Origin of the sequence: Microbacterium sp. AK009, assembly GCF_013410955.1 — a bacterium.
Classification (GTDB): Bacteria; Actinomycetota; Actinomycetes; order Actinomycetales; family Microbacteriaceae; genus Microbacterium.
Window position 1 is genome coordinate 37,222 of sequence record NZ_JACCCG010000007.1, and the last position, 21,848, is coordinate 59,069.

Here is a 21,848-nt window from a genome sequence, read left to right on the forward strand (position 1 = left end):
GCCCGAACGCCTGTCTTCCTCGCGCTCACGAGGAGATCCGCCTTCAGGAGGATCCTTCGCGCCGATCCCATCCTCGTGAGCGCGGATGTCCGCGGGAGCGAGGAAGCCGGATGCCGCCGGTCGGCGATGATGCCGGCGCAGCCGCCCGCGCGCTCGACCTCCACGAGGAGATCCGCCTTCCTGAGGATCCTTCGCGTCGATCCCATCCTCGTGAGCGCGGATATCCGCGGGAACGCGAAGAGGGGGCCCGGGCGAACGTAACGGAGGGGCCAGCGCGAACGCAACGAAAGGGCCAGCGCGAACGCGAAGAAGGGGCCCGCGCGAACGCGAAGAAAGGGCGCGCGAACGCGGAAAAGCGGCCGGCGCGGAACCCACATCGCGGGACGCCGCGACCCGACCCCCGCCGGCGCGCGCGCACCCCCGCAACTCAGCCGATGAGGTTCACCAGCGCGTCGAGGCCCATCCCGTAGTTGATGCGGATGGTGGGGAGGGCGAGCTTGTCGGTGCCGATGGTGACGTATCCGGGCTCGATGGTGCGCGCCATCTCGAAGCCCGCCTGGCGCAGGCCCTCCTTCGCGGTGTCGTTGTAGTGCCCGAAGGGGTAGGCCATCACCTCCTTGACCCCGAGAACCTGCGCGGATGCCTCCATGTCGGCCACGATCTCAGGAACGGCGTAGTTCGTGATCCGCCCATCGCCGTTCGCGCCGGCCTGATGCATGTCGTGCGTGTGCGAGCGGCGGAGTACATAGGGCGAGGGCGCCGGGTCCTGCCGGTAGGCGGTGATCATGAACGACGTCGAGAGCACCTGGTACTTGTCGACCACCGGCACCGCGAGATCGAACCAGGTCTGGTCGGCGTCGTCGTCGGTGACGATCACCGACCGGTTCGGAAGCCACAGGCGCCCGTCGATGAAGGCGCTCAGCTCATCCCACGTCGGGAGGTAGAACCCGCCGGTGGCGATGTGGTTCATGTGCGCGTCGAAGTCGCCGATGTACGCGTAGTTGCCGCGCAACCAGCCGCTCTCACCCTCGGGGTTGGTGGTGAACTGGTGGTACATGAGGATCGGGATGCGTGCGTCTTCGGCGGCGTTCTCCTCCGGGGTCTTCCACGCCCCGTGCAGCGTCACCTGGCGGTCGGTGCAGGCGACCATCTCCGATCCGTTCACCCGGGCGGGCACGGCGAACGCCGCGGCATCCTCGGGGGTCGCGTACCAGCCGGCGAACACAGCGCCCTCGCGCCCCGGGATCGGCAGCCCGGCGTACAGCGTCCCCTGCGTCTGCAGCATCGGCGCCTGGTCGACGCCGTCGCCGGCGAAGCTCACCGCGCAGGCATTGGGGTCGTCGGTGCTCGCGAGGAGCGTCTCGACCGGTGTGAGCGGGGTCGGCTCGGGCGACGGCGAGGCCGAGGCCGAGGGCGCGGTCGAGGTGTCGCCGTCGGCCGCGGGCGCTGGCGCACCGCGGGTGAGCGCCGCGATCGTGACCGTGGCCACCAGGATGACCACGAGCGCGGTGGCCGCGATCGTCGCGACCAGACGCCTCCGGCGTCGCACGCGGGCGCTGGCCCGGCGCCTCCCGGATCGACCTACCTGCGCCATCGCACGCCCCCTTCGCAGCGCCCCCGCGCCGAAGGCATCGTAGCCCCTCGACGGCGACGACGTCGGCAACGCGGAGCGCGCGCATCCGCATCGTGATGTCGCCCGACGCCTCCGCCCGCTATATTTTTCGGTATGCCGAAAAATCGAGCGACGCGCGCCGGTGCGCTCCTCACAGGGATGCTGGCGCTCGCCGTCGCACTCGCGGGGTGCGCCGGCGGCGCCGCCGGCGGCCCCGCGGACGATGACCGCCCCGTCGTCCTCACGACATTCACGGTGCTCGCCGACATGGCAGAGAACGTCGCCGGCGACAACCTCCGCGTCGAGTCGCTCACCAAGGTCGGCGCCGAGATCCACGGGTACGAGCCGACGCCGGGCGACGTCCGCCGGGCAGCCGATGCCGACCTGATCCTCGACAACGGGCTCGGGCTGGAGGCTTGGTTCGCCCAGTTCGTCGAATCGGTCGACGTGCCGCACGTCGTGGTGTCGGAGGGGGTCGAACCGATCGACATCTCCGGTGACGCGTACGCGGGCCTGCCGAATCCGCACGCGTGGATGAGCCCTGTGAACGCCGCGATCTACGTCGACAACATGGTCTCGGCCTTCGGCGAACTCGATCCCGAGAACGCCGACGACTACGCCGCGGACGGTGAGGCGTACAAGGCCGAGCTGCAGGCGGTCTTCGACGACCTGCTCGCCGAACTCGAAGCTGTGCCCGAGGCCGAGCGTGTGCTCGTCACCTGCGAGGGTGCGTTCTCGTACCTCGCGCGAGACGCCGGGCTCGACGAGGCCTACATCTGGCCGGTGAACGCCGAGCAGCAGGCGACCCCGCAGCGGATCGCCGCCGTGATCGAGCGGGTCGACGACGCTCGTGTCCCGGCGGTCTTCTGCGAGTCGACCGTGTCGGACCGCCCGATGCAGCAGGTCGTGGAGGCAACCGACGCCGCCTTCGGCGGCACCCTCTACGTCGATTCGCTGTCCGAACCCGACGGGCCCGTACCGACCTACCTCGATCTCCTCCGCTACGACGTCGAGCTGATCGCCGGGGGTCTGCGAGGGGAAGGCGGATGACGCATCCCATCGAGGTCTCCCACCTCACCGTCCGCTACGGGGACGTCGTCGCGCTGCGCGACGTCTCGCTCGAGGTCGCCGCCGGCCGCGTGACCGGTCTCATCGGCATGAACGGGTCGGGGAAGTCCACCCTCTTCGCCGCCATCGTGGGGCGCCTCCGCCCCGACGCCGGCACCGTGCGCATCGACGGCGCCGACCCGGCGGTCGCGCGGCGACAGGGGCGCGTCGGATACGTGCCGCAGTCGGAGGCCGTCGACTGGACCTTCCCGGTCTCGGTGCGCGACGTCGTGATGATGGGCCGCTACGGGCGGCTCGGCCTGACGCGCCGCGCGGGCGCCGCCGACCGCCGGGCGGTCGACGACGCGCTCGCCCGCGTCGACCTGGAGGGGCTCGGCGACCGGCAGATCGGCCGCCTCTCGGGCGGCCAGCGCAAGCGCGCGTTCGTCGCACGGGCGATCGCGCAGGATGCCGGCATCCTGCTTCTGGACGAACCCTTCGCCGGTGTCGACAAGCGCTCCGAGGCGACCATCGTCGGCCTCCTCCGCGACTTTGCGGCGGCGGGGCGGACCGTCCTCGTCTCGACCCACGACCTCCACGCGCTTCCCGATCTCGCCGACGAGGCCGTGCTGCTGATGAACCGCGTGCTCTTCCACGGGCCCGTCGCCCAGGCTCTCGAACCCGCGACCCTGGCGCGCGCGTTCGGGCTCGACGACCAGCCCGCCCCGCGGCGGCCCCTCGCGGAGGAGGATGCCCCGTGACCCCCCTCGACATCCTCCTCGAGCCGCTGCAGTACGACTTCATGGTGCGCGCACTCGCCACCACGGTCGTCGCCGCGATCGTGTGCGCGCTGCTGTCGTGCTGGCTGGTGCTCGTCGGCTGGTCGCTCATGGGCGACGCGGTCTCGCACGCCGTCCTCCCCGGGGTCGTGCTCGCCTACGTCTTCGGCGCGCCCTTCGCGCTCGGCGCGCTGATCTTCGGCCTGCTCGCCGTCGCGCTCATCGGTCTCATCCGCGGCACCAGCAGGGTGAAGGAGGATGCCGCGATCGGCATCGTCTTCACCACGCTCTTCGCCCTGGGGCTCGTCCTGATCTCGGTCACACCCAGCCAGGCCGATCTCAGCCACATCATCTTCGGCAACATCCTGGGGATCTCCGACGCCGAGTTCGTGCAGATCCTCATCCTCGCCGCCGTCGCGTTCGCCGTCCTCCTCGTCAGGCGGCGCGACCTCACGCTCTACGCCTTCGACCCGACGCACGCGTTCGCGATCGGGCTGTCGCCGCGCATGCTCGGGGCACTCCTGCTCGGGGTGCTCGCCCTCACCGCCGTCGTCGCGCTGCAGGTGGTCGGCGTGATCCTCGTCGTGGCGATGCTCATCATCCCGGGCGCGACCGCGTACCTCCTCACCGACCGGTTCGGGCGCATGCTCGTCATCGCGCCGGTCGTCTCGGCGGCAGCGTCCGTGATCGGCATCTATCTGAGCTACTGGTTCGATGCGGCATCCGGGGGCCTCGTCGTCCTCGTGCAGGGGGTGTTCTTCACACTCGCCTACCTGTTCGCGCCGCGGCAGGGCATCATCGGGCGTCGGATCGCGGCACGCCGCGCGAGCCGTGAAACCGGCCCGCGTCGTGATCAGGGCGTGTCGCCGGCGAGCACCCGCACGTCGGAGCCCTGACGCACGAACTTCAGCGGCGTACCTTCGGGGAAGCGCTCGAGCAGCTCCGCGGGCATCCTCGGCTGCACGCGGAACGACACCGATGCGGCGAACGCGCCGACGCCGCAGCCGAGGAAGACCTGCTGCTGCGCCTCGCCGCCGAGCTCGCCGGCCACGCTGCCTCCGACCACCAGGAGGCACTCGTCCGTGCCGCCCCCGATCCACTCCTCGTCGCTGCTGACGACGGTGAGGCCGTAGAACTCGTCGAACCCGCGCAGCGAGTCCGCGGGGATGCCGAGGAAATCCGGCGGAGTGAAACCGGGGTCTCGGGCGAGGGTGCCGACCTGCTGGCCGCCGCCGGTGCGCTCGACCGTGGTCGCGCCGGCGACGGCGATGATCGCACCGATCGCCGCCGCCGCGATGAGCGAGGCGGCCCAGGGCGCGCGGCGTCGGGGGAACCAGGCGCGGAGCGGCGGTCGTTCCTCGGCCGGACGTCGGTCCTCGGTCAAGGAGAGGTCGGAGGCCGAGGAGAGGTCGGAGGCCGGCGGTTGGTCGGACGCCGGCGGGTGGTCGGAGGCCGGGGAGAGGTCGGATGCCGCGGGCTCACCGCCATCGGCAAGGGGCCGGCTCTCGGGCTCGGAGCCGAGCGGCGCAGGGGCATCAGGTGCGGCCGGTGCGGCGGGGGCGCCGGCGGACGGGGCGGTGGGCGTTGCGGGTCCGTGAGCCGGCGGGTCCGGGTCATCCGACCGCGCGGACTTCTCCCTGGCGGCGGCCTCGAGGGCGCGCAGCCGCGCCAGCGCGGCCGGATCGTCGGCGAGGTCGGCGGCGGGACCCCACGCGCGCTCCCGCAGGCGCCGGAGTTCGTCGATCGTGCCATCGCGCGTCATCCGCCCGCTCCGCCCGCTCCGCCTGCTTCGACGGACTTCTCCTGCCCCACGAACACCCCGACGCGAGACCCGTCGAGCACGAACTGGATCGGGGTGCCGACGGGGAACGCCGCGATGAGGTCGCGGGGGAGCCCCGGGGAGACCGTGAACTGCGCTGAGGCGGGGAACTCGCCCGCGCCGCACCCCACGAACAGTCGTCCTTGGAACGCCTGGGACTGGTAGCTGATGTCGCCACCGGCGGTGATGACGAGGCACTGGTCCGAACCCGGCCCGAGCCACTTCTGGTCGCTGGCCATCACGACCATGCCGTGGAAGTCCTCGAAGCCGCGCACCGATGACGCCTCGGGATCCATGAACATCGGCGCCTGGAAGTCCTCGACCACGGTCAGGGTCGCCACCTGGCGGACCTCGCCGCTGCCGGCGGCAGCCCCCATCACCCCGGCCGTGATTCCCGCACCGACGACGAGGGCGCCCACGAGCGAGGCCGCCCAGGTCACGGCCGGCCGAGGTCGTCGGGTGCGACGCGGTTGCTGGTCGTCGGCCGCGTCGGCGGCATCCTCATCGACAGAGATCAGCAGGATGTCGGTGGCCGCGCCCGTCGCCGAGGGGCGGGGGGCCGCGGCGCCCGGGGGCAGGGGCGGCGCGGGTTCAGGAGCGGCGGGGGGAGGTGCGGGAAGGGCGCGCGCTTCGAGCTCGTCGAGGCGCGCGAGCGCTGCGGAATCGAGGTGGATGTCCGCCTCGGGGCTGAACGCGCGCCGGCGCAGGGACCGGAGCTCTTCGGCCTCGCCCGCCTCCAGCGGGGCGGTGCCCCGTCGCGGACCGTCTCCCATGCCGTCAGCCTACGGCGGCGTCAGCGAGGGAGGGTCGGCGCGGTGGAACGGGGGGCGTCGTGAACGTCGACCCGGCGTGACCTGTGGCGACGGGTGAGTCGATACGAGGGTTCTCTGGCGTTCCAGACCCACGCCGGCATCGTGGCCCCGGGAAGCATGTGCCGGCCGGCGTCGAAGTGGATGGGCGAGTCCCCGCCCTCCTCCTCACTCCACAGCTCCACTTCGGCGAAGGGGTGCCAGCGGCCTGAGGGTCGCGCGACGAGCAGGCGCAGGCGCCACGGGGTCTTCCGCAGCGCAACGGCGAGCTCGCCGGGGTCGATGGGGAGATCGCCGGGTGAGATGGTGACGGCTCCGACGAGCACGTTGCCGTGGACGCCGCGGTAGGGCAGGAGAGTGGTGAAGCGCGCGCGAGACGGCGAGCCGTGGACCCGCAGTGCGAAGCGCGTGGGGACGGCAAGTCCTGTGGAGGCCAACTCCAGATCCGCGAAGCCGTCGGGGGTGTGGAAGCGGATGGCCAGTCCCACGATGTCAGGCAGCGGTGCAGGAACCCCGAGGGAGCGCGACGCGCGGGCTGTCACCACCTGTGGCTCGGTGGGAGCCTCGTCGATCCATCGGATGCCGCTTCCGGATGGCCCGATCCACCGCGACCGGCCGACCAATGCCACGCCGTGCGGGTGGATGGGTCGCGGATGCCGAAGAGCGAGGATGCCCGCGAACACGGTCTTGAGAAGCCGGCCGACGGCCCGGGAAAGACTGTCCATGCGCGCCTTTCGGGAGAGTGACATCAGCGATGTCGCTCTCTTGACCGTCGGGTGTCAGGCGTGGGCGAGTTCTCGCACCGGCGCCGCAATGGGCTCGACGGGAGCCTCGAACATGCGTGCATCGAGGTTGAGGCCTCCCGATGAGCTCGCTTCGGCTGCGAGCCGCTGCAGAAGCGGGCCATCGATCTTCTCGGCGTCGACGGTGCTGAAAGTGAAGCGGAGGGGAATGGCCGGATGCAGCCAGAGCGTCGTGCGCCCGGGGGCTTCGTCGTCGGTGTGACGCCACGTGATGGTGAAGGATTCGTTCCGCCTCAGCTTCGTCGCTGCCAGCACCTTCACATGCGCGAGCATGCGGTCGGGCATCGAGATCGCCTGCGTGTCGCTGCCGTAGTACAAGTTACCCATGGTCCACTCCTTCGCCGGGCCCACCCAACGTTTGGGATCGAGGTATCACCACCGGGAGCGAGCCAATGACGATGAGGCAACGGTAACACGATAGTTCACCAATTTAATTAAATTGATGTAATACTCAGGGGGTGACCTACCGCTCGGGTGGGCATGAGGATGGAGGCGATCACCATCGCACGACAGCCATCCGCTCTGCGCAGGTCGCTCTCGGTTTACGCCGATGCGCGCTCCGCGGCGTTCGCGCAGGCCCGCCGGGACCTCAACATGGGGGAGGGCGACGCGCGCGCACTGATGTTCATCTGCGAGCGACCGGGAGTTCGCGCGGCTGATATCGCCTCATACCTCGGCATCACCGCGGCCGGCGCCACTGCGCTCATCGACCGGCTGGTCGAGCGTGGTGTCGCGACCCGGGACTACGACCCCGACGATCGCCGCGTCATCCGGATCAATCCCGCCGTCGATCTGTCGGATGACCCGTGGTCATCGCTCTGCCGCTTCGACGAGGACTTCGACGAGGCCGTGGCGCTTCGCGATGTGGCGCGCATCCAGGAATTGTCGATGCTCCTCGACGACTTGACGGCGGCGGTCGCGTCGCGCTGATACCGGGTCCGGCTAGGGCTGATCGCGCCCCAGGTACTCCGCCGACTTGCGCTCCAGGAACTGACAGAGCCGGGCCACGTAAGCGAGGTCCTCCGCCAGGGCGCTGACCTGCTCGGGAGGCATCGATATGGGTGCGTCGCGCGGCTCGAAGCTCACCAGCCATCGCGAAGAGCCGGGCCGCTCCGGGCGGATCGCGGTCGTGGTGGACAGGCGCTCGAAGCTCACGCCCACCAGCCCGGTGTCGGCGCCTCCAGCGCCGTCCTGCGGGAGCACACGGACCGTGCCGGCGAAGCCGGCGTGATCGCCGGAGGCGAGGAACTCCTCCAGCCACCCCTGCAGGGTGGCGGCGTTGCGAAAGGGCATGGGGAACCGTTCGGGTCGAGGACGCGCTATCTGGATTATGCGTCATCCCGTGCCGCGGCGTCGCAGAATTCTGCCGAGGTCGCAGTGGATCGCCCCTTCCCTGCGACATCATCGCGATCGTGCGACCGAACGAGGTCCGGTGGACGGGGGGCGGTGGTTCTCGCCGGAGGGCGGATCAGTCCCGCGGCCGGGACTGAACCCTGCGATCAGCGCGCCGTCCGAGCCACTCGCGGATGCGTGTGACGACGGAGTCGGGCCGGGGAGGGGGGACCTCCCCTTGGCGCAGCAGGGAGCCGTGCTCGCGAGTGATCCGGCTCGCACGTTCGTTCCGCTCGATGACCGTGGTGTCCCGCAGCGGGATGTGGACGGCCTCCTCGGCGGGAAACCCCGCTTGCAGCTCTCGGCCCCGCTCGATCTCGGCATTCAGCTCCACTCCGAGCAGGAGGGCGACGTTGACCAGGAAGAGCCAGATCAGAAAGATCGTCACTCCGGCGAACGTGCCGAACGTCTCGTTGTAGCGTGCGAAGTTCGACACGTAGAAGCCGAAACCGAGCGAGGCCGTACCCATCACCAGCAGAGCGACGAATGCGCCGAGCACCAGCCACCGGAATCGCGGCAATCGGATGTTTCCGGTGCCCCGGTAGAGGATCGCGATGACGCCGACGAGGGCGAGCGCGAACACCGGCCACCGTGCGATGCTCCAGACATCGAGGGCCACCTCTCCGAAGCCCAGGAGGCCTCCGACGAGCCGCAGGGTGGGTCCCGAGAGCATCACGATGGCGATCATCAGCATCACGGCGGCGAGGAGCAGGACGGTGAGCCCGAGCTGGAACGGCTTGCGTTTCCAGTACGGACGGCCTTCCGCCACGCCGTAGATGCGGTTGACGCAGCGCCCGAACGCGCTGACATAGATGGACGACGACCACAGCGCGACCGCGATGCTCAGAATGAGCGCGATGTCCGCGCCCGTCGTTCCCGAGACGTTGGCGAGTATGGCGTCGGCGGTGTCGATGACCGCGCCCGGTGCCACTTGTTCCAAGAGCGAGAGCAGCCGCTCGCGGACGTCGTCGCTGTCCCCCACGATGCCGATCACCGCCATGATCGCCAGACCTGCGGGGAAGATCGCCAGCACGCCGAAGAACGTGAGGGAGCCCGCCGCGTCCACGCCGTCGTCGCGCACGAACTCCACGAACGTGCGCCGGAGCACGTATCTCCAGGTGGCGCTACGGATCTGGGTGGGCCACGACGGCTTCTCGGCGTCGGCGGAGGTGAGGGCGTCGACCATGCGTGCCACGATAGGTCGGCCCTGGGAACATGATGCCGGCGACGTGCGAGACTGAGGGAGTGTCCACTGCTCGAGCCGTCCGCGTCGTGCGGGGTTCGGTGGCAGCCGGGGTTGCGACGTTCGTCGCCCTGGTGTCGCATGTCACGGGCGGCGGTCACATGCCCGGGTGGCTGGGAATCGTCGTGCCGCTCATCCTGTCTCTGGCGGTCTGCACGGTTCTCGCTGGACGGCGGGTGTCGCTGTGGCGGCTGTCTCTGGCCGTCGCGGTGAGCCAGGTGCTGTTCCACACGCTCTTCGTTCTGGGCGCGGTGCCTTCGTCCGCTTCCTCGCCTGTCGTGTCTTCGCATCACGCTCACGGCGTGGCGTCTCTGGCGATGACCGACGCCGCGGGGTCATCGACGAATCTGCATGCGGATGCGTCGATGTGGCTCATGCACGGTCTTGCCGCGGTTGTGACGATCGCTGCGCTGTACCGCGGCGAGCGGGCGCTCGACCGGCTGTGGGAGATCGTCGCGGAGTTCGCTCGTTGGGCGTGGCGCCGGCTTTTCCCGGTTCTGAATCTGCCTGTGCGGCCTCTCTCGGGGCGCGTCGCCGCCGTCGGCACGTGGGTGCCGCCGGTGGCTTCGGCCATCGTCTTCGCGGTGTCGCGGCGCGGGCCGCCGGCCGTCGCTGTGTTCTGACCTTCGCCGACGCCGCAGCCTGACGCGCGCCTCGGCGCGTTCCTCGCGTTCCCTCCGAGCGCTCGAATCCTGCGCACCCTTCACGGTGCGTGCGAGAGGTTGTCATGTCACCGATCCGCCGGTTCTCGGTCGGGCTGGTGGCGGCGGTCGTCGTGGTTCTGGCGTCCGTTGCCCCGGCTTCGGCTCACGATGAATTGCTGTCCAGTTCGCCCGGGGAGGATGCGCGTCTGGATGTCCCGCCGTCTTCCGTGTCACTGACCTTCAGCGGCGATGTGATGGAGCTCGGCGCCCTGGTGCTGGTTGCAGACCATGCGGATCGAGATTGGACGGCTGCGGCTCCCGTCATCGAGTGGGACACCTTGACTGTTCCTCTCGAGGAGGGCATGCCGGTCGGTGGGTACGAGATTCGGTGGCGGGTCGTCTCCTCGGACGGTCACCCCATCTCCGGGGTGATCCCGTTCACCGTGGGGAACGCTGAACCCTTGCAACGCAGCGCCGCTGCCGGCGGCACAGATGCGTCCACGGACACGGGTGGGGCCGCAGCGCCGGAACAGCAGAGTCAGAACGCACAGGAGAACGGGGGCGTCCTCCGAGTCGTCCTCATCGGCATCGCGGGCGCAGCTGTGGCTGTCGCCGTGCTCGCCGCCATCTTCTTCCTTCGCCGTCGACGTCACGTCGTCGGTGCCGACGAGGCCGTTGCGCCGCCGTCGGAGCATTCCTGAAAGGTACCTTCGTGATGAATCGTTCTACCCGCACCCGCCTCGGCGTCCTCACCGCCGTGGCTGCGCTTGCCCTCACTGGCTGCGCAACCTCCACGACCCCGGCGACCGACACCGCCGCCACCATCTCTGCGGGCGACGCTGTCGTCATCAGTGATGCGTGGGTCAAGTCAGCCGAGTCCGGCATGTCGGCCGCGTTCGGAGAACTCACCAACGACAGCGACACAGACGTGACGGTGGTGTCGGCCACGACCGAGGCGTCATCCATGATCGAACTCCACGAGACGGTGGAGAACGATGACGGCCAGATGGTGATGCGCGAGATCGGAGGCGGGTTCGTGATCCCCGCCGACGGTTCGATGACCCTCGAACCCGGTGGCAATCACATCATGCTGATGGACCTCACCGCGCCGCTTGCGGCGGGGGAGGAGGTCACCTTCACCCTCACCTTCTCCGACGACAGCACATACGAGTTCACCGCGCCGGTGAAGGACTACTCCGGCGCGAACGAGACGTATGAGGGCGGGGAGATGGACATGGAGATGGATCAGTAATGGCTCCCCGCGATCGGAGCAGCCGTTCTGATCGCAGCGGCTCGACCCGGCGGCAGTTCCTCCTCGGAGGCGCTGTCGCCGGCGTCGGCGCCGTCACCGCGATCGGAATCGACACCGCACTTCGCGCCGCGCCCGAACCCGCCCGCTCCACGGCTGCCGCATCGGTCCCGCTGAACGGCGACGTGACGGTGCCGTTCCACGGCGAGCATCAGGCCGGCATCGACACCGCCGCTCAAGCCCACGGGACGTTCCTCGCCCTCGACCTTCTTCCCGGCGTCGACAGGGACGGGCTGCGGCGGATGATGCGGATCCTCACCGACGACGCCGCCCGCATGACGCAGGGACAGCCTGCCCTGGCCGACTCCGAGCCCGAGCTCGCGGTCGCCCCCGCCCGCCTCACCGTCACCTTCGGGTTCGGCGCCGGGCTCGTCGCGCGGGCCGGCGGCACCGGTCCGGCATGGCTTGCCCCGCTGCCGGCGTTCGGGATCGATCAACTGCAACCCGGGTACAGCGATGGTGACCTACTGATCCAGATCGCTGCGGACGACCCGCTGACGGTGGCGCACGCTTCGCGCATGCTGCTGAAAGACACCCGCAGCTTCGCCACGCTCCGCTGGACCCAGCAGGGATTCCGACGCGCTCACGGCTCGGTCAAACCCGGCACGACCATGCGGAACCTCTTCGGCCAGGTCGACGGCACCACCAATCCCGAACCGGGCACCGCCGACTTCGACGCGGTGGTCTGGAACACCGCTGACGGATGGGCCGCCGGCGGCACCGGGGTCGTGATCCGGAGGATCGCCATGGATCTCGACACGTGGGACCGCCTGGATCGGCCCGGGAGGGATCAGTCGGTCGGCCGCTACCAGTCCAACGGCGCGCCGCTGACCGGTACGGACGAGTTCGACGAACCCGACTTCGACGCCAAGACGCCGATCGGCTTTCCGGTCATCCCGGAGTTCTCCCACCTGCGCCGCTCCCGAAGCGACAACCCGCACGAGCGCATCTTCCGTCGCGCGTTCAACTACGACGACACCCCCGCCGCGGGGCAGATCGCCAACGCCGGGCTCATCTTCGTGTCGTTCCAAGCCGACATCGACCGGCAGTTCATCCCGATCCAACGCCGCCTCGACGAACTCGACCTGCTCAACGAATGGACCACCCCCATCGGCTCCGCCGTCTTCGCCGCACCACCCGGATGCGCCGAGGGCGGCTTCATCGGCGAGACACTTCTCACCTGAAGGAGGCGCACAACCACCCCTTGAGGTGTCGACCGTTCGGAACCCGTGCGGCGGGGGGAGGTGCGGCTCTCGCGACGGATGCGAGGATGACGACATGATCGAGTTCCGTGAAGCCCGGCACTCCGATCTCGACGACATGGTCGAGGTCCAGAACGCGATCCACCGCGCGGGGCTGCGCGCCTCTCCGGTCGATGCCGTCTTCGTGACCGAGCGATATCTCGACCCCGAGCACTCCCTCTCCTGCACGGTCGCGGACCGCGGCGGTGTGGTCGTCGGATTCCAGTCGTTGAAACGAGCGTGGGAGGGAAACCCCTATGGCGTGGAGACCGGCTGGGGAATCATCGGCACCCACATACATCCCGATGCCGCACGCAGGGGCATCGGACGCGGCCTGTTCGACCGCTCGCTCGCGGCGGCCCGAGCCGCCGGGCTCGCCCACATCGACGCGACGATCGGGGCGGACAACTCCGCGGCGTTGGCGTACTACGCGGCGATGGGATTCGCTCCCTATCGCGACGGCGACGGAGCCGTCCCGCACCGCTTCGATCTGTGAGACCGGTCGAGTGTGACGACGCATCACGTCCGGCGCGATGATCCCGCGCATCGGGCGGATCGCTGCGGCTTCGGCGTTGCCCGGAGGGAATGAAGAAACCCCCGTGTGTAGAAGCCACACGAGGGTCCCAGTGGCTCCGACGGGCGTCGATCCCGTGACCTCACGATTTTCAGTCGTGCGCTCTACCAACTGAGCTACAGAGCCGCGCAGCATCCGTATCGCGAACGACGCGATGCCACGTCCTAGACGAAAGGCCCTCTCGAAAGAAGGCCCGCCGCTTGGAGCGACCCTGACGGGACTTGAACCCGCGACCTCCGCCGTGACAGGGCGGCACGCTAACCAACTGCGCTACAGGGCCATGCTTATTCAATTGTGCCTTACGGAGTGACCCCAACGGGATTCGAACCCGTGCTACCGCCGTGAAAGGGCGGCGTCCTAGGCCGCTAAACGATGGGGCCGGATGAACGAACCCGGAGGCTCACTCGCCGACGCCCAAGCATACGCAATCCCCGGCGCTTGCGCCAATCGAGCTCTCGGATGCCGCGTCGCTCCGCGCGTCGCGCGCGTGAGCGGTGGGCTCCACCACGACACTGGGGCGAAAGGCAGACCGGGATCGACGGGCACGATTCCGGTGATCACCGTTGCGATTGTGACTGATGTTGCTAATGTGATGCACGTCTACTTCTGCCTGTGCGCGAAGGAGAGGGCCTGTGGACTCCGACGCTATGCATGACGACTGCGGCTGCGCGCCCACGGCACGCGAGAAGGCGATGCTCTGGCCCGACCTCAGTCGTCGCGGCCTGCTCGGGCTCGGGATCTTCGGCCTCGCCGCAGCGGGCGCGCTGACGGGTCCTGCTCTTGCGCCGGCCTTCGCTGTCGATTACCCGTCGTGGGACGACGTCGAGCGCGCCAAGCAGAACGAGGGCGCGAAGGCCGCGGAGATCACCCGCATCGAGGGCCTGATCGCCAGCCTCGCCGCCGATGTCGCCGCGAAACAGGCGGAAGCGGTCCGGGCCGGCGACGAGTACTACGAGGCGCAGCAGGCCTTTTTCGAGGCCGCCTACCGCGCCGATGAGTTGCAGCGGCAGGCGGACGAGCAGGCCGAGAAGGCCACGGATGCCGCCAACAAGGCCGGCCGCGTGGCCGCCGAGCTCTATCGGAACGGCGGTGACGACACTTCGCTCGAGCTGTTCTTCGCCGGCTCCGCCGCCACGGCCGATGATCTGCTCGCCAAGCTCGGCACGATGGACAAGCTCGTTGAGCGCAACCGCGGGGTCTACGCCGAGGCGATCACCGCCCGCGACTCAGCGCAGAGCCTCAGCGACCAGGCCGCCGTGCAGCGTGCGGAGCGCGACCGCCTGCAGCAGGAGGCGGAGCAGAAGATGGTGGCCGCGCAGGAGGCGGCCGCCGCAGCCGAGGCGGCTCTGGCTGCGCAGCAGACGCATCGCGTCGAGCTCGAGGCCCAGCTCGCGGCCCTTCGCGACACCACCGCCAAGACGATCGCCGACTACCAGGCCGGCGTCGAGGCCCGTCGCAAGGCCGAGGAGGAGCGCAAGCGCCGCGAGGAGGAGGAAGCTCGCGCCCGTGCGGCCGAGGCCGCCCGCCTCGCTGAGGAGGAGCGCAAGCGTCGCGAAGCCCAGCAGAACAGCGGCGGCGGCGGTGGCGGCGGCGGTGGCGGTGGCGGCGGTGGCGGCGGTGGCGGCGGCGGCGGAGGCGGCGGGAACGGCGGCGGCGTCGTCGGGACCGGCTGGGCTCGTCCGTCGTCGGGCTGGCGGTCCTCCGGCTACGGGTGGCGCACCAGCCAGTGCGGCCCGCAGGGATGTGCGAGCTCGTTCCACGCCGGGGTCGACCTGGCCGCCGGGTGCGGTGCGGGGATCTTCGCCGCCTCAGCGGGCCGGGTGACCTATTCCGGCTACAACGGCGGGTACGGCAATTACGTCCGCATCGATCACGGCGGCGGCATCGGCACCGGCTACGGCCACATGTCGGCGATCTATGTCGGCTACGGCCAGTGGGTCAACGCCGGTCAGCTCATCGGCGCCGAGGGCAACACCGGACGCTCGTTCGGCTGCCACCTCCACTTCGAGTGCTACGTCAACGGGGGCACGACGAACCCGATCGACTTCATGGCCGCCCGGGGCATCGGCGTCTGATCGCCCGGGTCGTGTCGCCCGTCGGTCAGTCGAGGGCTGCTCGAACCTCGTCCGCGATCCGTCGCGCATCCCGGATGTCCGTGTCGTCGGCGGCGTGCACGTCGATCGCGCGCACGGTGCGTGCCAGTTCGGTCCGCAGCACCTCCCGCTGGCCGTCATCGACGGTGCGACGGCCGACCTCGCCGTAGGCGCGGAGCAGACGGCCGGCGACGAGCGGGTCACCGGAGCCGTAGTGACGAACACGGCCGAGGCTCAGCGCGACGAGCGATGCGAACGAGGCGTGCGCCGGAATGAGACGCGCGACACCTGTGTCATCCGTGAACGACGCCGGCAGCGGACCGCGCGCGGCGATGTCCGCGAGGAGGTCGGCCAGATGCCCCACCGCGTACTCGGCCGTCGTCGGGTCGTTGACTCCGGGGGAGAGGGCCTTCATCGCGACGTCGGTGATCTGCCGTATCCCGAAGCTCACATCCTGCGAGGGAGTGGGCTCGTACGACAGGCTGAACTGATCGCGAAGGCGGCCATCGAGGCCGGCATCAGCGCGCGTCGCTTCGCCCGCGCGCGGCCACCACCGAACCAGCGGCGAGCCGGTCACCACATTCGCGCCCGTCGGTGAGATCTCCTCGACGACGACGTCGTGCTCGCGCGCGATCGCGACCAGCTCGGACCGGTCGACCTCGGAGAGGAAGCCCGACGTCGTCGCGGTCACCTCCCGTGCTTCCTGCGGCGTTCGAGGGGCGACCGGGGCCGGGCGCCCCGGCGCAGCATCCCACAGCATCCCGATGGTGCGAGACGCTTCCCGGTGAGCGTCGCGCATCATGGTCTCGAGCCGAAGCTGCCGCGCAAGATGCCCGAGGAAGAACGTCAGCATCACCACGCTGGTGAGCGTCAGGACGGATGCCACGGTGACCGCGATCCGAGGGACGAAGGCGCTCGCATCCTCGGTGGCGTCCTCCACCGTCCGCAGCACCGTCAGGGCGTAGGCGAACGTACCGATGAAGATCGCCAGGGTCGCGTGCACCATCCGGTCGGCGGCGAACATCCGCAGCAGCCGCGGCGAGCCCTGGCTGCTTGCCAGCTGCAGGGCGACGACGGTCAACGAGAACGTCAGCGATGTGACGGTGATGACCGAGCCGGCGATCGCCGAGAGCACAGCCCGCGCCGCCTCGACGCCCCCTCCGAACAGCAGAGCGGCGAAGGTGGCGGGCAGGTCTTGATCGATCGCCCGGTCGACCTCGGGAAGCACGACGCCGAGGATGACGGCGACCACCGTCGCGGCGAGCGGGATCGGCCACAGCCGCGAGGCGATGGCCTCGGAGAGCGCGGCGGCGCGTGGCCCGAACCCGTTCCGCGCCACCGTCGCTCCAGCCTCAGTCCAGCGTGTTGGGGGCTTCGCCCTCACCCTGGGTGCGGGTCTCGCCCTCGTGCTCTTCAAAGCGGACGAAGGCCTCGCTCACCAGGCGCTCCGCCTCGGCGGCGCCTGCCCACTGGTCGACCTTGACCCACTTGTTCGGCTCGAGGTCCTTGTAGTGCTCGAAGAAGTGCCCGATCTCGTTCTTGGTGTACTCGGGGATGTCGTCGACATCCTGGATGTGCGACCAGCGCGGGTCCTTCGCGAGCACCGCGACGACCTTGTCGTCGCCGCCGGCTTCGTCGACCATCTTCAGCACGCCGACGGGGCGGACCTTCGCGAGGATGCCGGGCATGAGGTCCTGGTCGAGGAGCACCAGCACGTCGAGCGGGTCGCCGTCTTCGCCGAGGGTGTTCTCGAAGAACCCGTAGTTGGTCGGGTACCCCATCGGCGTGAAGAGGATGCGGTCGAGGAAGACCCGTCCGGTGCCGTGGTCGACCTCGTACTTGATGTTGCTGTTGCGCGGGATCTCGATGACGGCGTCGTATGCGCCCATGCCTGTGCTCCTTCAGAACGGGTGGGTGGCCGGCGACCAGCCTAGTCGCGGCGGCCTGCGCGCTCAGGATCGTCGCAGCTGCACGACCGAGACGACGGCGATGGCGAGGCCGGCGACGATCATGGCCCAGCCGAGTACCGGACCGCCGCCGGTGAGCAGAGCGGCGACGCCGGCAGCGGTGAAGAGCAACGACACGACGAGGCCGATGATCATGTACAGCCGGTAGCGGGTGCGACCCATCTCGGATTCGGATTCCATGGCCACAACGTAGAGCCCTTCGAGGGCTCGGTCCTCGGTCGCCGCGCCGACGCTCGGTAGCGTGATGTCGTGACCCACCGACCTTCGCTCGATCCGGCTGTGGCCGCGGTGCGGCTGGCCGTGCGCACGAGCCTCGAGGCCGTGACCGACGGTGATCCCGTGATCGTCGCCCTCTCGGGCGGTGCCGACTCGCTCGCCCTCGCGGCCGCAACGGTCTTCGAGGCCGCACGGCGGCGGATTCGCGTGGTCGCGATCACGGTCGACCACGGTCTGCAGGAGGGATCTGCGGATGCCGCGGATGCGGCCCGCCGGGTCGCCGAGACCCTCGGGGCCTCCGCCCGTGTGGTGCGGGTGGACGTAGGTGCCGGGGGCGGGCCGGAGGCTGCGGCGCGCGACGCGCGGTACCGCGCGCTCCGGAACGCCGCCCGCGAGGAGGGTGCCGCAGCGATCCTCACCGGCCACACGCTCGACGACCAGGCCGAGACGGTGCTGCTGGGGCTCGCGCGCGGCTCGGGCGCGGCGAGCCTGCAGGGGATGGCCGTGGCATCCGATCTCGACGGCCTGCCGATGCTCCGACCGCTCCTTGGCCTTCGCCGCGAGACCACTCGGGCGGCCTGCGCGGCGGAGGGGCTCACCCCGTGGGACGACCCGCACAACGCCGATGCGCGCTTCGCGCGGGTGCGGGTGCGGGAGCGGGTGCTGCCGGTGCTCGAGGCCGAGCTCGGCCCGGGCATCGCCGAGGCGCTCGCGCGCACCGCCGAGCAGCTGCGGGAGGATGCGGCGGCCTTCGAGGAGATGATCGACGAGACGATCGAGGACATCGTCGAGCACGCCGAGGCCGGCATCGCCGTCTCGGTCGCGGCGCTCGCCGCCAACCCCCCGGCGCTCCGGCACCGGATCATCCGCCACGTCGTGGCCGCCGAGTTCGGCGAGAGCCTCACCCGAGTGCAGACGCTCGAGGTCGCGCGCCTGGTCACCGACTGGTCGGGGCAGGGCCCGATCGACCTCCCGTCGTGCCGCGCTGCGCGCGTGGGCGGCCGCGTGGTGTTCACCGCCCGGTGAGGGTGCAGCGGGCCTGCGCCTTGTGCGCCCGTCGCTCCGCCGTGTCTCGGGAGGCGCGACCTTCTGCACCGCACGCCGCCTCTTCTGCGACATCCCCCTGAGCATGTCTCAGTAGGTGCGCGCATCGCGCGGCGCAGGTCGCCGCTTCTGCGACATCCTCTCCCGGGTGTCTCAGAAGTCGCGGCGTTCCGGGGATGGATGCCGCTCGTTCTGCGACATCCTCAGCGTGGGGCTGGGGGGACTGTCGCCTCGCGCCCGCCGCCGCGGACCGCCTCGCGCCCGCCGCCGCGCTTCGCGCCGCCGTGGGCCGCGCTTCGCGCCGCCGTCGCCGCGGGCCGCGCTTCGCGCCGCCGCGGGCCGCGCTTCGCGCCGGCGTGTCACACAAGGTGCGGCCTCCGGCCTCGCGGGTCGTCGCTTATGCGACATCCTCTCCTGCATGTCTCAGAAGACGCGTCGTTCCGGAGGTGATGCCGCTCGTTCTGCGACATCCTCGGCCGGGGGCGTGCCCCGCGCGGAATCTGCAGAGCCACGCGGGCGCTCGGCGCGCGACACGCGGCGCCGTAAGCTGGAACGCATGCGCGCGGCCGACATCGAAGGCGACATCACCCGGGTTCTCGTCACCGAGGAGGAGATCCGCACCAAGCTCGACGAGATCGCGGCGCAGGTCGCCGCCGACTACGCGGGCAAGGACGTGGTGCTCGTCGGCGTCCTCAAGGGGGCGATCATGGTGATGGCGGACTTCTCCCGCGCCCTGCCGGTGTCCTACCCCATGGACTGGATGGCGGTGTCGTCCTACGGCGCCGGAACCCGCTCGAGCGGCGTGGTGCAGATCCGGAAGGACCTCGACACCGACCTGCACGACAAGCACGTGCTCATCGTCGAGGACATCATCGACTCCGGCCTCACACTCCGCTGGCTGCTGGACAACTTCGCCTCCCGCGGGGTCGCCTCCGTGGAGGTGTTCGCGCTCTTCCGCAAGCCGGATGCCGCCAAGGTGCACGTGGACTGCAAGTACGTCGGGTTCGACATCCCGAACGACTTCGTCATCGGCTACGGCCTCGATTTCGCCGAGAAGTACCGCAACCTGCGCGACGTCGCGGTGCTCGCCCCGCACGTCTACGCCTGACCCTGAGCGCCCGCATCGATTCCGCCCACGACGAACGCACAGGCCGGGCATAGAGAGCCCGCGTTACCCTGAGTTCACCGTCACCGCGGCTCCCGCCACGCTCACGGCTCGTCGAGAAAGGGATCGGGCCCCGCCCGCACCATGAAGCTGAAGAAGATCACCAGGAACCCCCTGTTCTACATCGTGCTGATCGGGATCTTCCTGATCGTGGGCTTCTCGCTGATCTCGAGCCTGGGCGGTGCCAAGCAGATCTCCACGCAGGAGGGCCTGGAACTCCTCGACGGCGGCACGGTGACCGAGGTCCTCACCACCGACGGCGACCAGCGCGTCGACCTCACCCTCGCCGAGCCGTACGAGGGCGCCACCGACGTGCAGTTCTACTACGTGCAGGCTCGCGCCGAAGAGGTCGTGAACGCGATCAACGCGGCCAACCCCGAGGACGGATTCAACGACGCGGTGCCGCAGCCGTCCTGGTTCGACGGATTCCTCTCGCTGATGATCCCGCTGCTGCTGCTGGGTCTGCTCTTCTGGTTCCTCCTCTCCAGCGCCCAGGGCGGGGGAAGCAAGGTCATGCAGTTCGGGAAGTCCCGCGCGAAGCTCGTGACCAAGGAGATGCCCCAGGTCACCTTCGTCGATGTCGCCGGTGCTGATGAGGCCATCGAGGAGATGCAGGAGATCAAGGACTTCCTGAAGGATCCCGCCAAGTTCCAGGCCGTCGGCGCCCGCATCCCCAAGGGCGTGCTGCTGTACGGCCCTCCCGGAACGGGCAAGACGCTGCTGGCTCGCGCCGTCGCGGGTGAAGCGGGCGTCCCCTTCTACTCGATCTCGGGGTCGGACTTCGTCGAGATGTTCGTCGGCGTCGGCGCCAGCCGCGTGCGCGACCTGTTCAACCAGGCCAAGGAGAACGCCCCCGCCATCATCTTCATCGACGAGATCGACGCCGTCGGCCGCCACCGCGGTGCCGGCATGGGCGGCGGTCACGACGAGCGCGAGCAGACCCTCAACCAGATGCTCGTGGAGATGGACGGCTTCGACCCGAAGGCGAACGTCATCGTCATCGCGGCGACGAACCGTCCCGACATCCTCGACCCGGCGCTGCTGCGTCCGGGGCGCTTCGACCGTCAGATCGGCGTCGACGCGCCCGACCTGAAGGGCCGCCAGAAGATCCTGCAGGTGCACGGTCGCGGCAAGCCCCTCGCCGACAGCGTCGACCTCGAGGTCGTCGCCCGCAAGACCCCCGGCTTCACCGGCGCAGACCTGGCGAACGTGCTGAACGAGGCGGCCCTGCTGACCGCCCGCTCCAACGCCCAGCTGATCGACAACCGGGCGCTGGATGAGGCGATCGACCGTGTGATCGCCGGTCCGCAGCGCCGCACGCGGGTGATGCGCGACAAGGAGAAGCTGATCACCGCGTACCACGAGGGCGGTCACGCCCTCGCCGCCGCGGCGATGAACCACACCGACCCGGTGACCAAGGTCACGATCCTCCCGCGTGGCAAGGCGCTCGGCTACACGATGGTGCTGCCGCTGGATGACAAGTACTCGGTCACCCGCAACGAGCTGCAGGATCAGCTCACGTACGCCATGGGCGGCCGCGTCGCCGAGGAGATCGTGTTCCACGACCCCACCACCGGCGCCTCGAACGACATCGAGAAGGCCACGAGCATCGCCCGCAAGATGGTGACCGAGTACGGGATGACCACGCAGGTGGGTCCGGTCAAGCTCGGCCAGTCCTCGGGCGAGGTGTTCATGGGCCGCGACATGGGTCACGGCCGCGACTTCAGCGAGCGCATCGCCGAGCGGGTCGACGCCGAGGTGCGCGCGCTCATCGAGCAGGCGCACAACGAGGCGTACGAGGTCATCAACGCCAACCGCGACGTGCTCGACACGCTCGCTCTGGCGCTGCTCGAGAAGGAGACGCTGGATCACATCGAACTCGCTGAGATCTTCTCCGACATTCGCAAGCTCCCGCCACGTCCGCAGTGGCTTTCCAGCAGCGACCGGCCCGTATCGACGCTTCCCCCCGTCGACGTGCCGCGACGCGCGGAGCCCGCGGGCGTGGCGGCTTCTGTCGAGGCGGAAGAGCCTGCCGCAGAGAAGGCGCCGCGCCGCCGGCCGAGCGGACAGGCGCGCCCGGCGACCGCGTAG

At 69.9% G+C, this 21,848-nt stretch carries 23 protein-coding genes and 3 tRNA genes; 13 read left to right on the forward strand and 13 right to left on the reverse strand.

Annotated features, from left to right (window positions below):
• Window positions 1-427: 427 nt before the first annotated feature.
• Window positions 428-1,594, reverse strand: a complete 1,167-nt coding sequence (locus tag HDC37_RS15770) for a polysaccharide deacetylase family protein (protein ID WP_179561363.1) — start codon at window positions 1,592-1,594, stop codon at window positions 428-430.
• Between the two features lie 132 nt (window positions 1,595-1,726).
• Here HDC37_RS15770 and HDC37_RS15775 point away from each other — a divergent pair, with 132 nt between their 5' ends.
• Genes HDC37_RS15775 through HDC37_RS15785 form a run of 3 tightly spaced genes read left to right on the forward strand, consistent with a single transcriptional unit; the run spans window position 1,727 to window position 4,334 of the window.
• On the forward strand, window positions 1,727-2,662 hold the full coding sequence (locus tag HDC37_RS15775) for a metal ABC transporter substrate-binding protein (RefSeq protein WP_179561364.1): 936 nt from the start codon (window positions 1,727-1,729) through the stop codon (window positions 2,660-2,662).
• Window positions 2,659-3,420: a metal ABC transporter ATP-binding protein gene (locus HDC37_RS15780; RefSeq protein WP_179561365.1), complete on the forward strand. Its 762-nt coding sequence runs from the start codon at window positions 2,659-2,661 to the stop codon at window positions 3,418-3,420. The genes HDC37_RS15775 and HDC37_RS15780 overlap by 4 nt, the downstream gene beginning before the upstream one ends.
• Window positions 3,417-4,334: a metal ABC transporter permease gene (locus HDC37_RS15785; protein ID WP_179561366.1), complete on the forward strand. Its 918-nt coding sequence runs from the start codon at window positions 3,417-3,419 to the stop codon at window positions 4,332-4,334. Before HDC37_RS15780 ends, HDC37_RS15785 begins: the two co-directional genes overlap by 4 nt.
• Here HDC37_RS15785 and HDC37_RS15790 read toward each other — a convergent pair.
• Genes HDC37_RS15790 through HDC37_RS15805 form a run of 4 tightly spaced genes read right to left on the reverse strand, consistent with a single transcriptional unit; the run spans window position 4,292 to window position 7,196 of the window.
• Complete coding sequence (locus tag HDC37_RS15790) at window positions 4,292-5,200, reverse strand: hypothetical protein (protein WP_179561367.1); 909 nt, start codon at window positions 5,198-5,200, stop codon at window positions 4,292-4,294. The two genes, HDC37_RS15785 and HDC37_RS15790, sit on opposite strands and share 43 nt — an antisense overlap.
• Complete coding sequence (locus HDC37_RS15795) at window positions 5,197-6,030, reverse strand: hypothetical protein (RefSeq protein WP_179561368.1); 834 nt, start codon at window positions 6,028-6,030, stop codon at window positions 5,197-5,199. Before HDC37_RS15795 ends, HDC37_RS15790 begins: the two co-directional genes overlap by 4 nt.
• 20 nt (window positions 6,031-6,050) lie before the next feature.
• Window positions 6,051-6,791: a hypothetical protein gene (locus tag HDC37_RS15800; protein WP_179561369.1), complete on the reverse strand. Its 741-nt coding sequence runs from the start codon at window positions 6,789-6,791 to the stop codon at window positions 6,051-6,053.
• A 54-nt stretch (window positions 6,792-6,845) separates the two neighbouring features.
• Entirely contained in the window at window positions 6,846-7,196 is a 351-nt protein-coding gene (locus HDC37_RS15805; protein ID WP_179561370.1) for a hypothetical protein, read from the reverse strand.
• Window positions 7,197-7,355: 159 nt separating this feature from the next.
• Between HDC37_RS15805 and HDC37_RS15810 the strand changes: the two genes are divergently transcribed.
• Window positions 7,356-7,799: a MarR family winged helix-turn-helix transcriptional regulator gene (locus HDC37_RS15810; RefSeq protein ID WP_257021576.1), complete on the forward strand. Its 444-nt coding sequence runs from the start codon at window positions 7,356-7,358 to the stop codon at window positions 7,797-7,799.
• Window positions 7,800-7,811: 12 nt separating this feature from the next.
• On the opposite strand, the gene HDC37_RS15815 is transcribed toward HDC37_RS15810, so the two are convergent.
• A complete protein-coding gene (locus HDC37_RS15815; RefSeq protein WP_179561371.1) occupies window positions 7,812-8,162 on the reverse strand; it encodes a hypothetical protein in 351 nt (116 codons plus the stop codon).
• Between the two features lie 175 nt (window positions 8,163-8,337).
• Entirely contained in the window at window positions 8,338-9,447 is a 1,110-nt protein-coding gene (locus tag HDC37_RS15820; RefSeq protein ID WP_179561372.1) for a YihY/virulence factor BrkB family protein, read from the reverse strand.
• A gap of 59 nt (window positions 9,448-9,506) precedes the next feature.
• On the opposite strand from HDC37_RS15820, the gene HDC37_RS15825 reads away from it, so the two are divergent.
• From HDC37_RS15825 to HDC37_RS15845, 5 genes are all read left to right on the forward strand, one after another.
• The gene (locus HDC37_RS15825; protein ID WP_179561373.1) at window positions 9,507-10,127 is read left to right on the forward strand and encodes a hypothetical protein; all 621 of its coding nucleotides are present in this window, start codon (window positions 9,507-9,509) and stop codon (window positions 10,125-10,127) included.
• A 104-nt stretch (window positions 10,128-10,231) separates the two neighbouring features.
• Complete coding sequence (locus tag HDC37_RS15830) at window positions 10,232-10,849, forward strand: copper resistance protein CopC (RefSeq protein ID WP_179561374.1); 618 nt, start codon at window positions 10,232-10,234, stop codon at window positions 10,847-10,849.
• A gap of 14 nt (window positions 10,850-10,863) precedes the next feature.
• Window positions 10,864-11,400: a copper chaperone PCu(A)C gene (locus HDC37_RS15835; protein WP_179561421.1), complete on the forward strand. Its 537-nt coding sequence runs from the start codon at window positions 10,864-10,866 to the stop codon at window positions 11,398-11,400.
• Window positions 11,400-12,641, forward strand: a complete 1,242-nt coding sequence (locus HDC37_RS15840) for a Dyp-type peroxidase (protein WP_179561375.1) — start codon at window positions 11,400-11,402, stop codon at window positions 12,639-12,641. The genes HDC37_RS15835 and HDC37_RS15840 overlap by 1 nt, the downstream gene beginning before the upstream one ends.
• Before the next feature lie 94 nt (window positions 12,642-12,735).
• A complete protein-coding gene (locus HDC37_RS15845) occupies window positions 12,736-13,194 on the forward strand; it encodes a GNAT family N-acetyltransferase (RefSeq protein ID WP_179561376.1) in 459 nt (152 codons plus the stop codon).
• A gap of 131 nt (window positions 13,195-13,325) precedes the next feature.
• Here the strand turns inward: HDC37_RS15845 and HDC37_RS15850 are convergent.
• From HDC37_RS15850 to HDC37_RS15860, 3 genes are all read right to left on the reverse strand, one after another.
• Window positions 13,326-13,398 (reverse strand) — tRNA-Phe (locus HDC37_RS15850).
• A gap of 80 nt (window positions 13,399-13,478) precedes the next feature.
• Window positions 13,479-13,552, reverse strand: a tRNA-Asp gene (locus HDC37_RS15855).
• 27 nt (window positions 13,553-13,579) lie between these two features.
• Window positions 13,580-13,652 (reverse strand) — tRNA-Glu (locus HDC37_RS15860).
• A 267-nt stretch (window positions 13,653-13,919) separates the two neighbouring features.
• On the opposite strand from HDC37_RS15860, the gene HDC37_RS15865 reads away from it, so the two are divergent.
• Window positions 13,920-15,347 (forward strand): M23 family metallopeptidase, encoded by a 1,428-nt coding sequence (locus HDC37_RS15865; RefSeq protein ID WP_179561422.1) that lies wholly within the window; start codon window positions 13,920-13,922, stop codon window positions 15,345-15,347.
• Window positions 15,348-15,372: 25 nt separating this feature from the next.
• Here the strand turns inward: HDC37_RS15865 and HDC37_RS15870 are convergent, their stop codons facing one another.
• From HDC37_RS15870 to HDC37_RS15880, 3 genes are all read right to left on the reverse strand, one after another.
• Window positions 15,373-16,704: a DUF2254 domain-containing protein gene (locus tag HDC37_RS15870; RefSeq protein ID WP_179561377.1), complete on the reverse strand. Its 1,332-nt coding sequence runs from the start codon at window positions 16,702-16,704 to the stop codon at window positions 15,373-15,375.
• Window positions 16,705-16,717: 13 nt separating this feature from the next.
• A complete protein-coding gene (gene ppa / locus HDC37_RS15875) occupies window positions 16,718-17,254 on the reverse strand; it encodes an inorganic diphosphatase (RefSeq protein ID WP_179561378.1) in 537 nt (178 codons plus the stop codon).
• Between the two features lie 63 nt (window positions 17,255-17,317).
• Window positions 17,318-17,512: a hypothetical protein gene (locus HDC37_RS15880; protein ID WP_179561379.1), complete on the reverse strand. Its 195-nt coding sequence runs from the start codon at window positions 17,510-17,512 to the stop codon at window positions 17,318-17,320.
• A 69-nt stretch (window positions 17,513-17,581) separates the two neighbouring features.
• Here HDC37_RS15880 and tilS point away from each other — a divergent pair, with 69 nt between their 5' ends.
• The 3 genes from tilS (at window position 17,582) to ftsH (ending at window position 21,848) form a co-directional block, all read left to right on the forward strand.
• Window positions 17,582-18,574 (forward strand): tRNA lysidine(34) synthetase TilS, encoded by a 993-nt coding sequence (tilS, locus tag HDC37_RS15885; protein ID WP_179561380.1) that lies wholly within the window; start codon window positions 17,582-17,584, stop codon window positions 18,572-18,574.
• A gap of 574 nt (window positions 18,575-19,148) precedes the next feature.
• Window positions 19,149-19,700 (forward strand): hypoxanthine phosphoribosyltransferase, encoded by a 552-nt coding sequence (hpt, locus tag HDC37_RS15890; protein ID WP_124292195.1) that lies wholly within the window; start codon window positions 19,149-19,151, stop codon window positions 19,698-19,700.
• A 141-nt stretch (window positions 19,701-19,841) separates the two neighbouring features.
• A complete protein-coding gene (ftsH, locus tag HDC37_RS15895; RefSeq protein WP_179561381.1) occupies window positions 19,842-21,848 on the forward strand; it encodes an ATP-dependent zinc metalloprotease FtsH in 2,007 nt (668 codons plus the stop codon).

Coding starts and splice junctions, on each gene's coding strand:
- HDC37_RS15865 (WP_179561422.1), top strand. CDS start 13,920: ATGCATGACGACTGCGGCTGCGCGCCCACGGCACGCGAGAAGGCGATG.
- HDC37_RS15830 (WP_179561374.1), top strand. CDS start 10,232: ATGTCACCGATCCGCCGGTTCTCGGTCGGGCTGGTGGCGGCGGTCGTC.
- HDC37_RS15775 (WP_179561364.1), top strand. CDS start 1,727: ATGCCGAAAAATCGAGCGACGCGCGCCGGTGCGCTCCTCACAGGGATG.
- HDC37_RS15795 (WP_179561368.1), bottom strand. CDS start 6,030: ATGGGAGACGGTCCGCGACGGGGCACCGCCCCGCTGGAGGCGGGCGAG.
- HDC37_RS15810 (WP_257021576.1), top strand. CDS start 7,356: ATGGAGGCGATCACCATCGCACGACAGCCATCCGCTCTGCGCAGGTCG.
- ftsH (WP_179561381.1), top strand. CDS start 19,842: ATGAAGCTGAAGAAGATCACCAGGAACCCCCTGTTCTACATCGTGCTG.
- HDC37_RS15770 (WP_179561363.1), bottom strand. CDS start 1,594: ATGGCGCAGGTAGGTCGATCCGGGAGGCGCCGGGCCAGCGCCCGCGTG.
- HDC37_RS15840 (WP_179561375.1), top strand. CDS start 11,400: ATGGCTCCCCGCGATCGGAGCAGCCGTTCTGATCGCAGCGGCTCGACC.
- HDC37_RS15820 (WP_179561372.1), bottom strand. CDS start 9,447: ATGGTCGACGCCCTCACCTCCGCCGACGCCGAGAAGCCGTCGTGGCCC.
- HDC37_RS15815 (WP_179561371.1), bottom strand. CDS start 8,162: ATGCCCTTTCGCAACGCCGCCACCCTGCAGGGGTGGCTGGAGGAGTTC.
- hpt (WP_124292195.1), top strand. CDS start 19,149: ATGCGCGCGGCCGACATCGAAGGCGACATCACCCGGGTTCTCGTCACC.
- HDC37_RS15800 (WP_179561369.1), bottom strand. CDS start 6,791: ATGGACAGTCTTTCCCGGGCCGTCGGCCGGCTTCTCAAGACCGTGTTC.
- HDC37_RS15805 (WP_179561370.1), bottom strand. CDS start 7,196: ATGGGTAACTTGTACTACGGCAGCGACACGCAGGCGATCTCGATGCCC.
- HDC37_RS15880 (WP_179561379.1), bottom strand. CDS start 17,512: ATGGAATCCGAATCCGAGATGGGTCGCACCCGCTACCGGCTGTACATG.
- HDC37_RS15790 (WP_179561367.1), bottom strand. CDS start 5,200: ATGACGCGCGATGGCACGATCGACGAACTCCGGCGCCTGCGGGAGCGC.
- HDC37_RS15780 (WP_179561365.1), top strand. CDS start 2,659: ATGACGCATCCCATCGAGGTCTCCCACCTCACCGTCCGCTACGGGGAC.
- ppa (WP_179561378.1), bottom strand. CDS start 17,254: ATGGGCGCATACGACGCCGTCATCGAGATCCCGCGCAACAGCAACATC.
- HDC37_RS15845 (WP_179561376.1), top strand. CDS start 12,736: ATGATCGAGTTCCGTGAAGCCCGGCACTCCGATCTCGACGACATGGTC.
- HDC37_RS15835 (WP_179561421.1), top strand. CDS start 10,864: ATGAATCGTTCTACCCGCACCCGCCTCGGCGTCCTCACCGCCGTGGCT.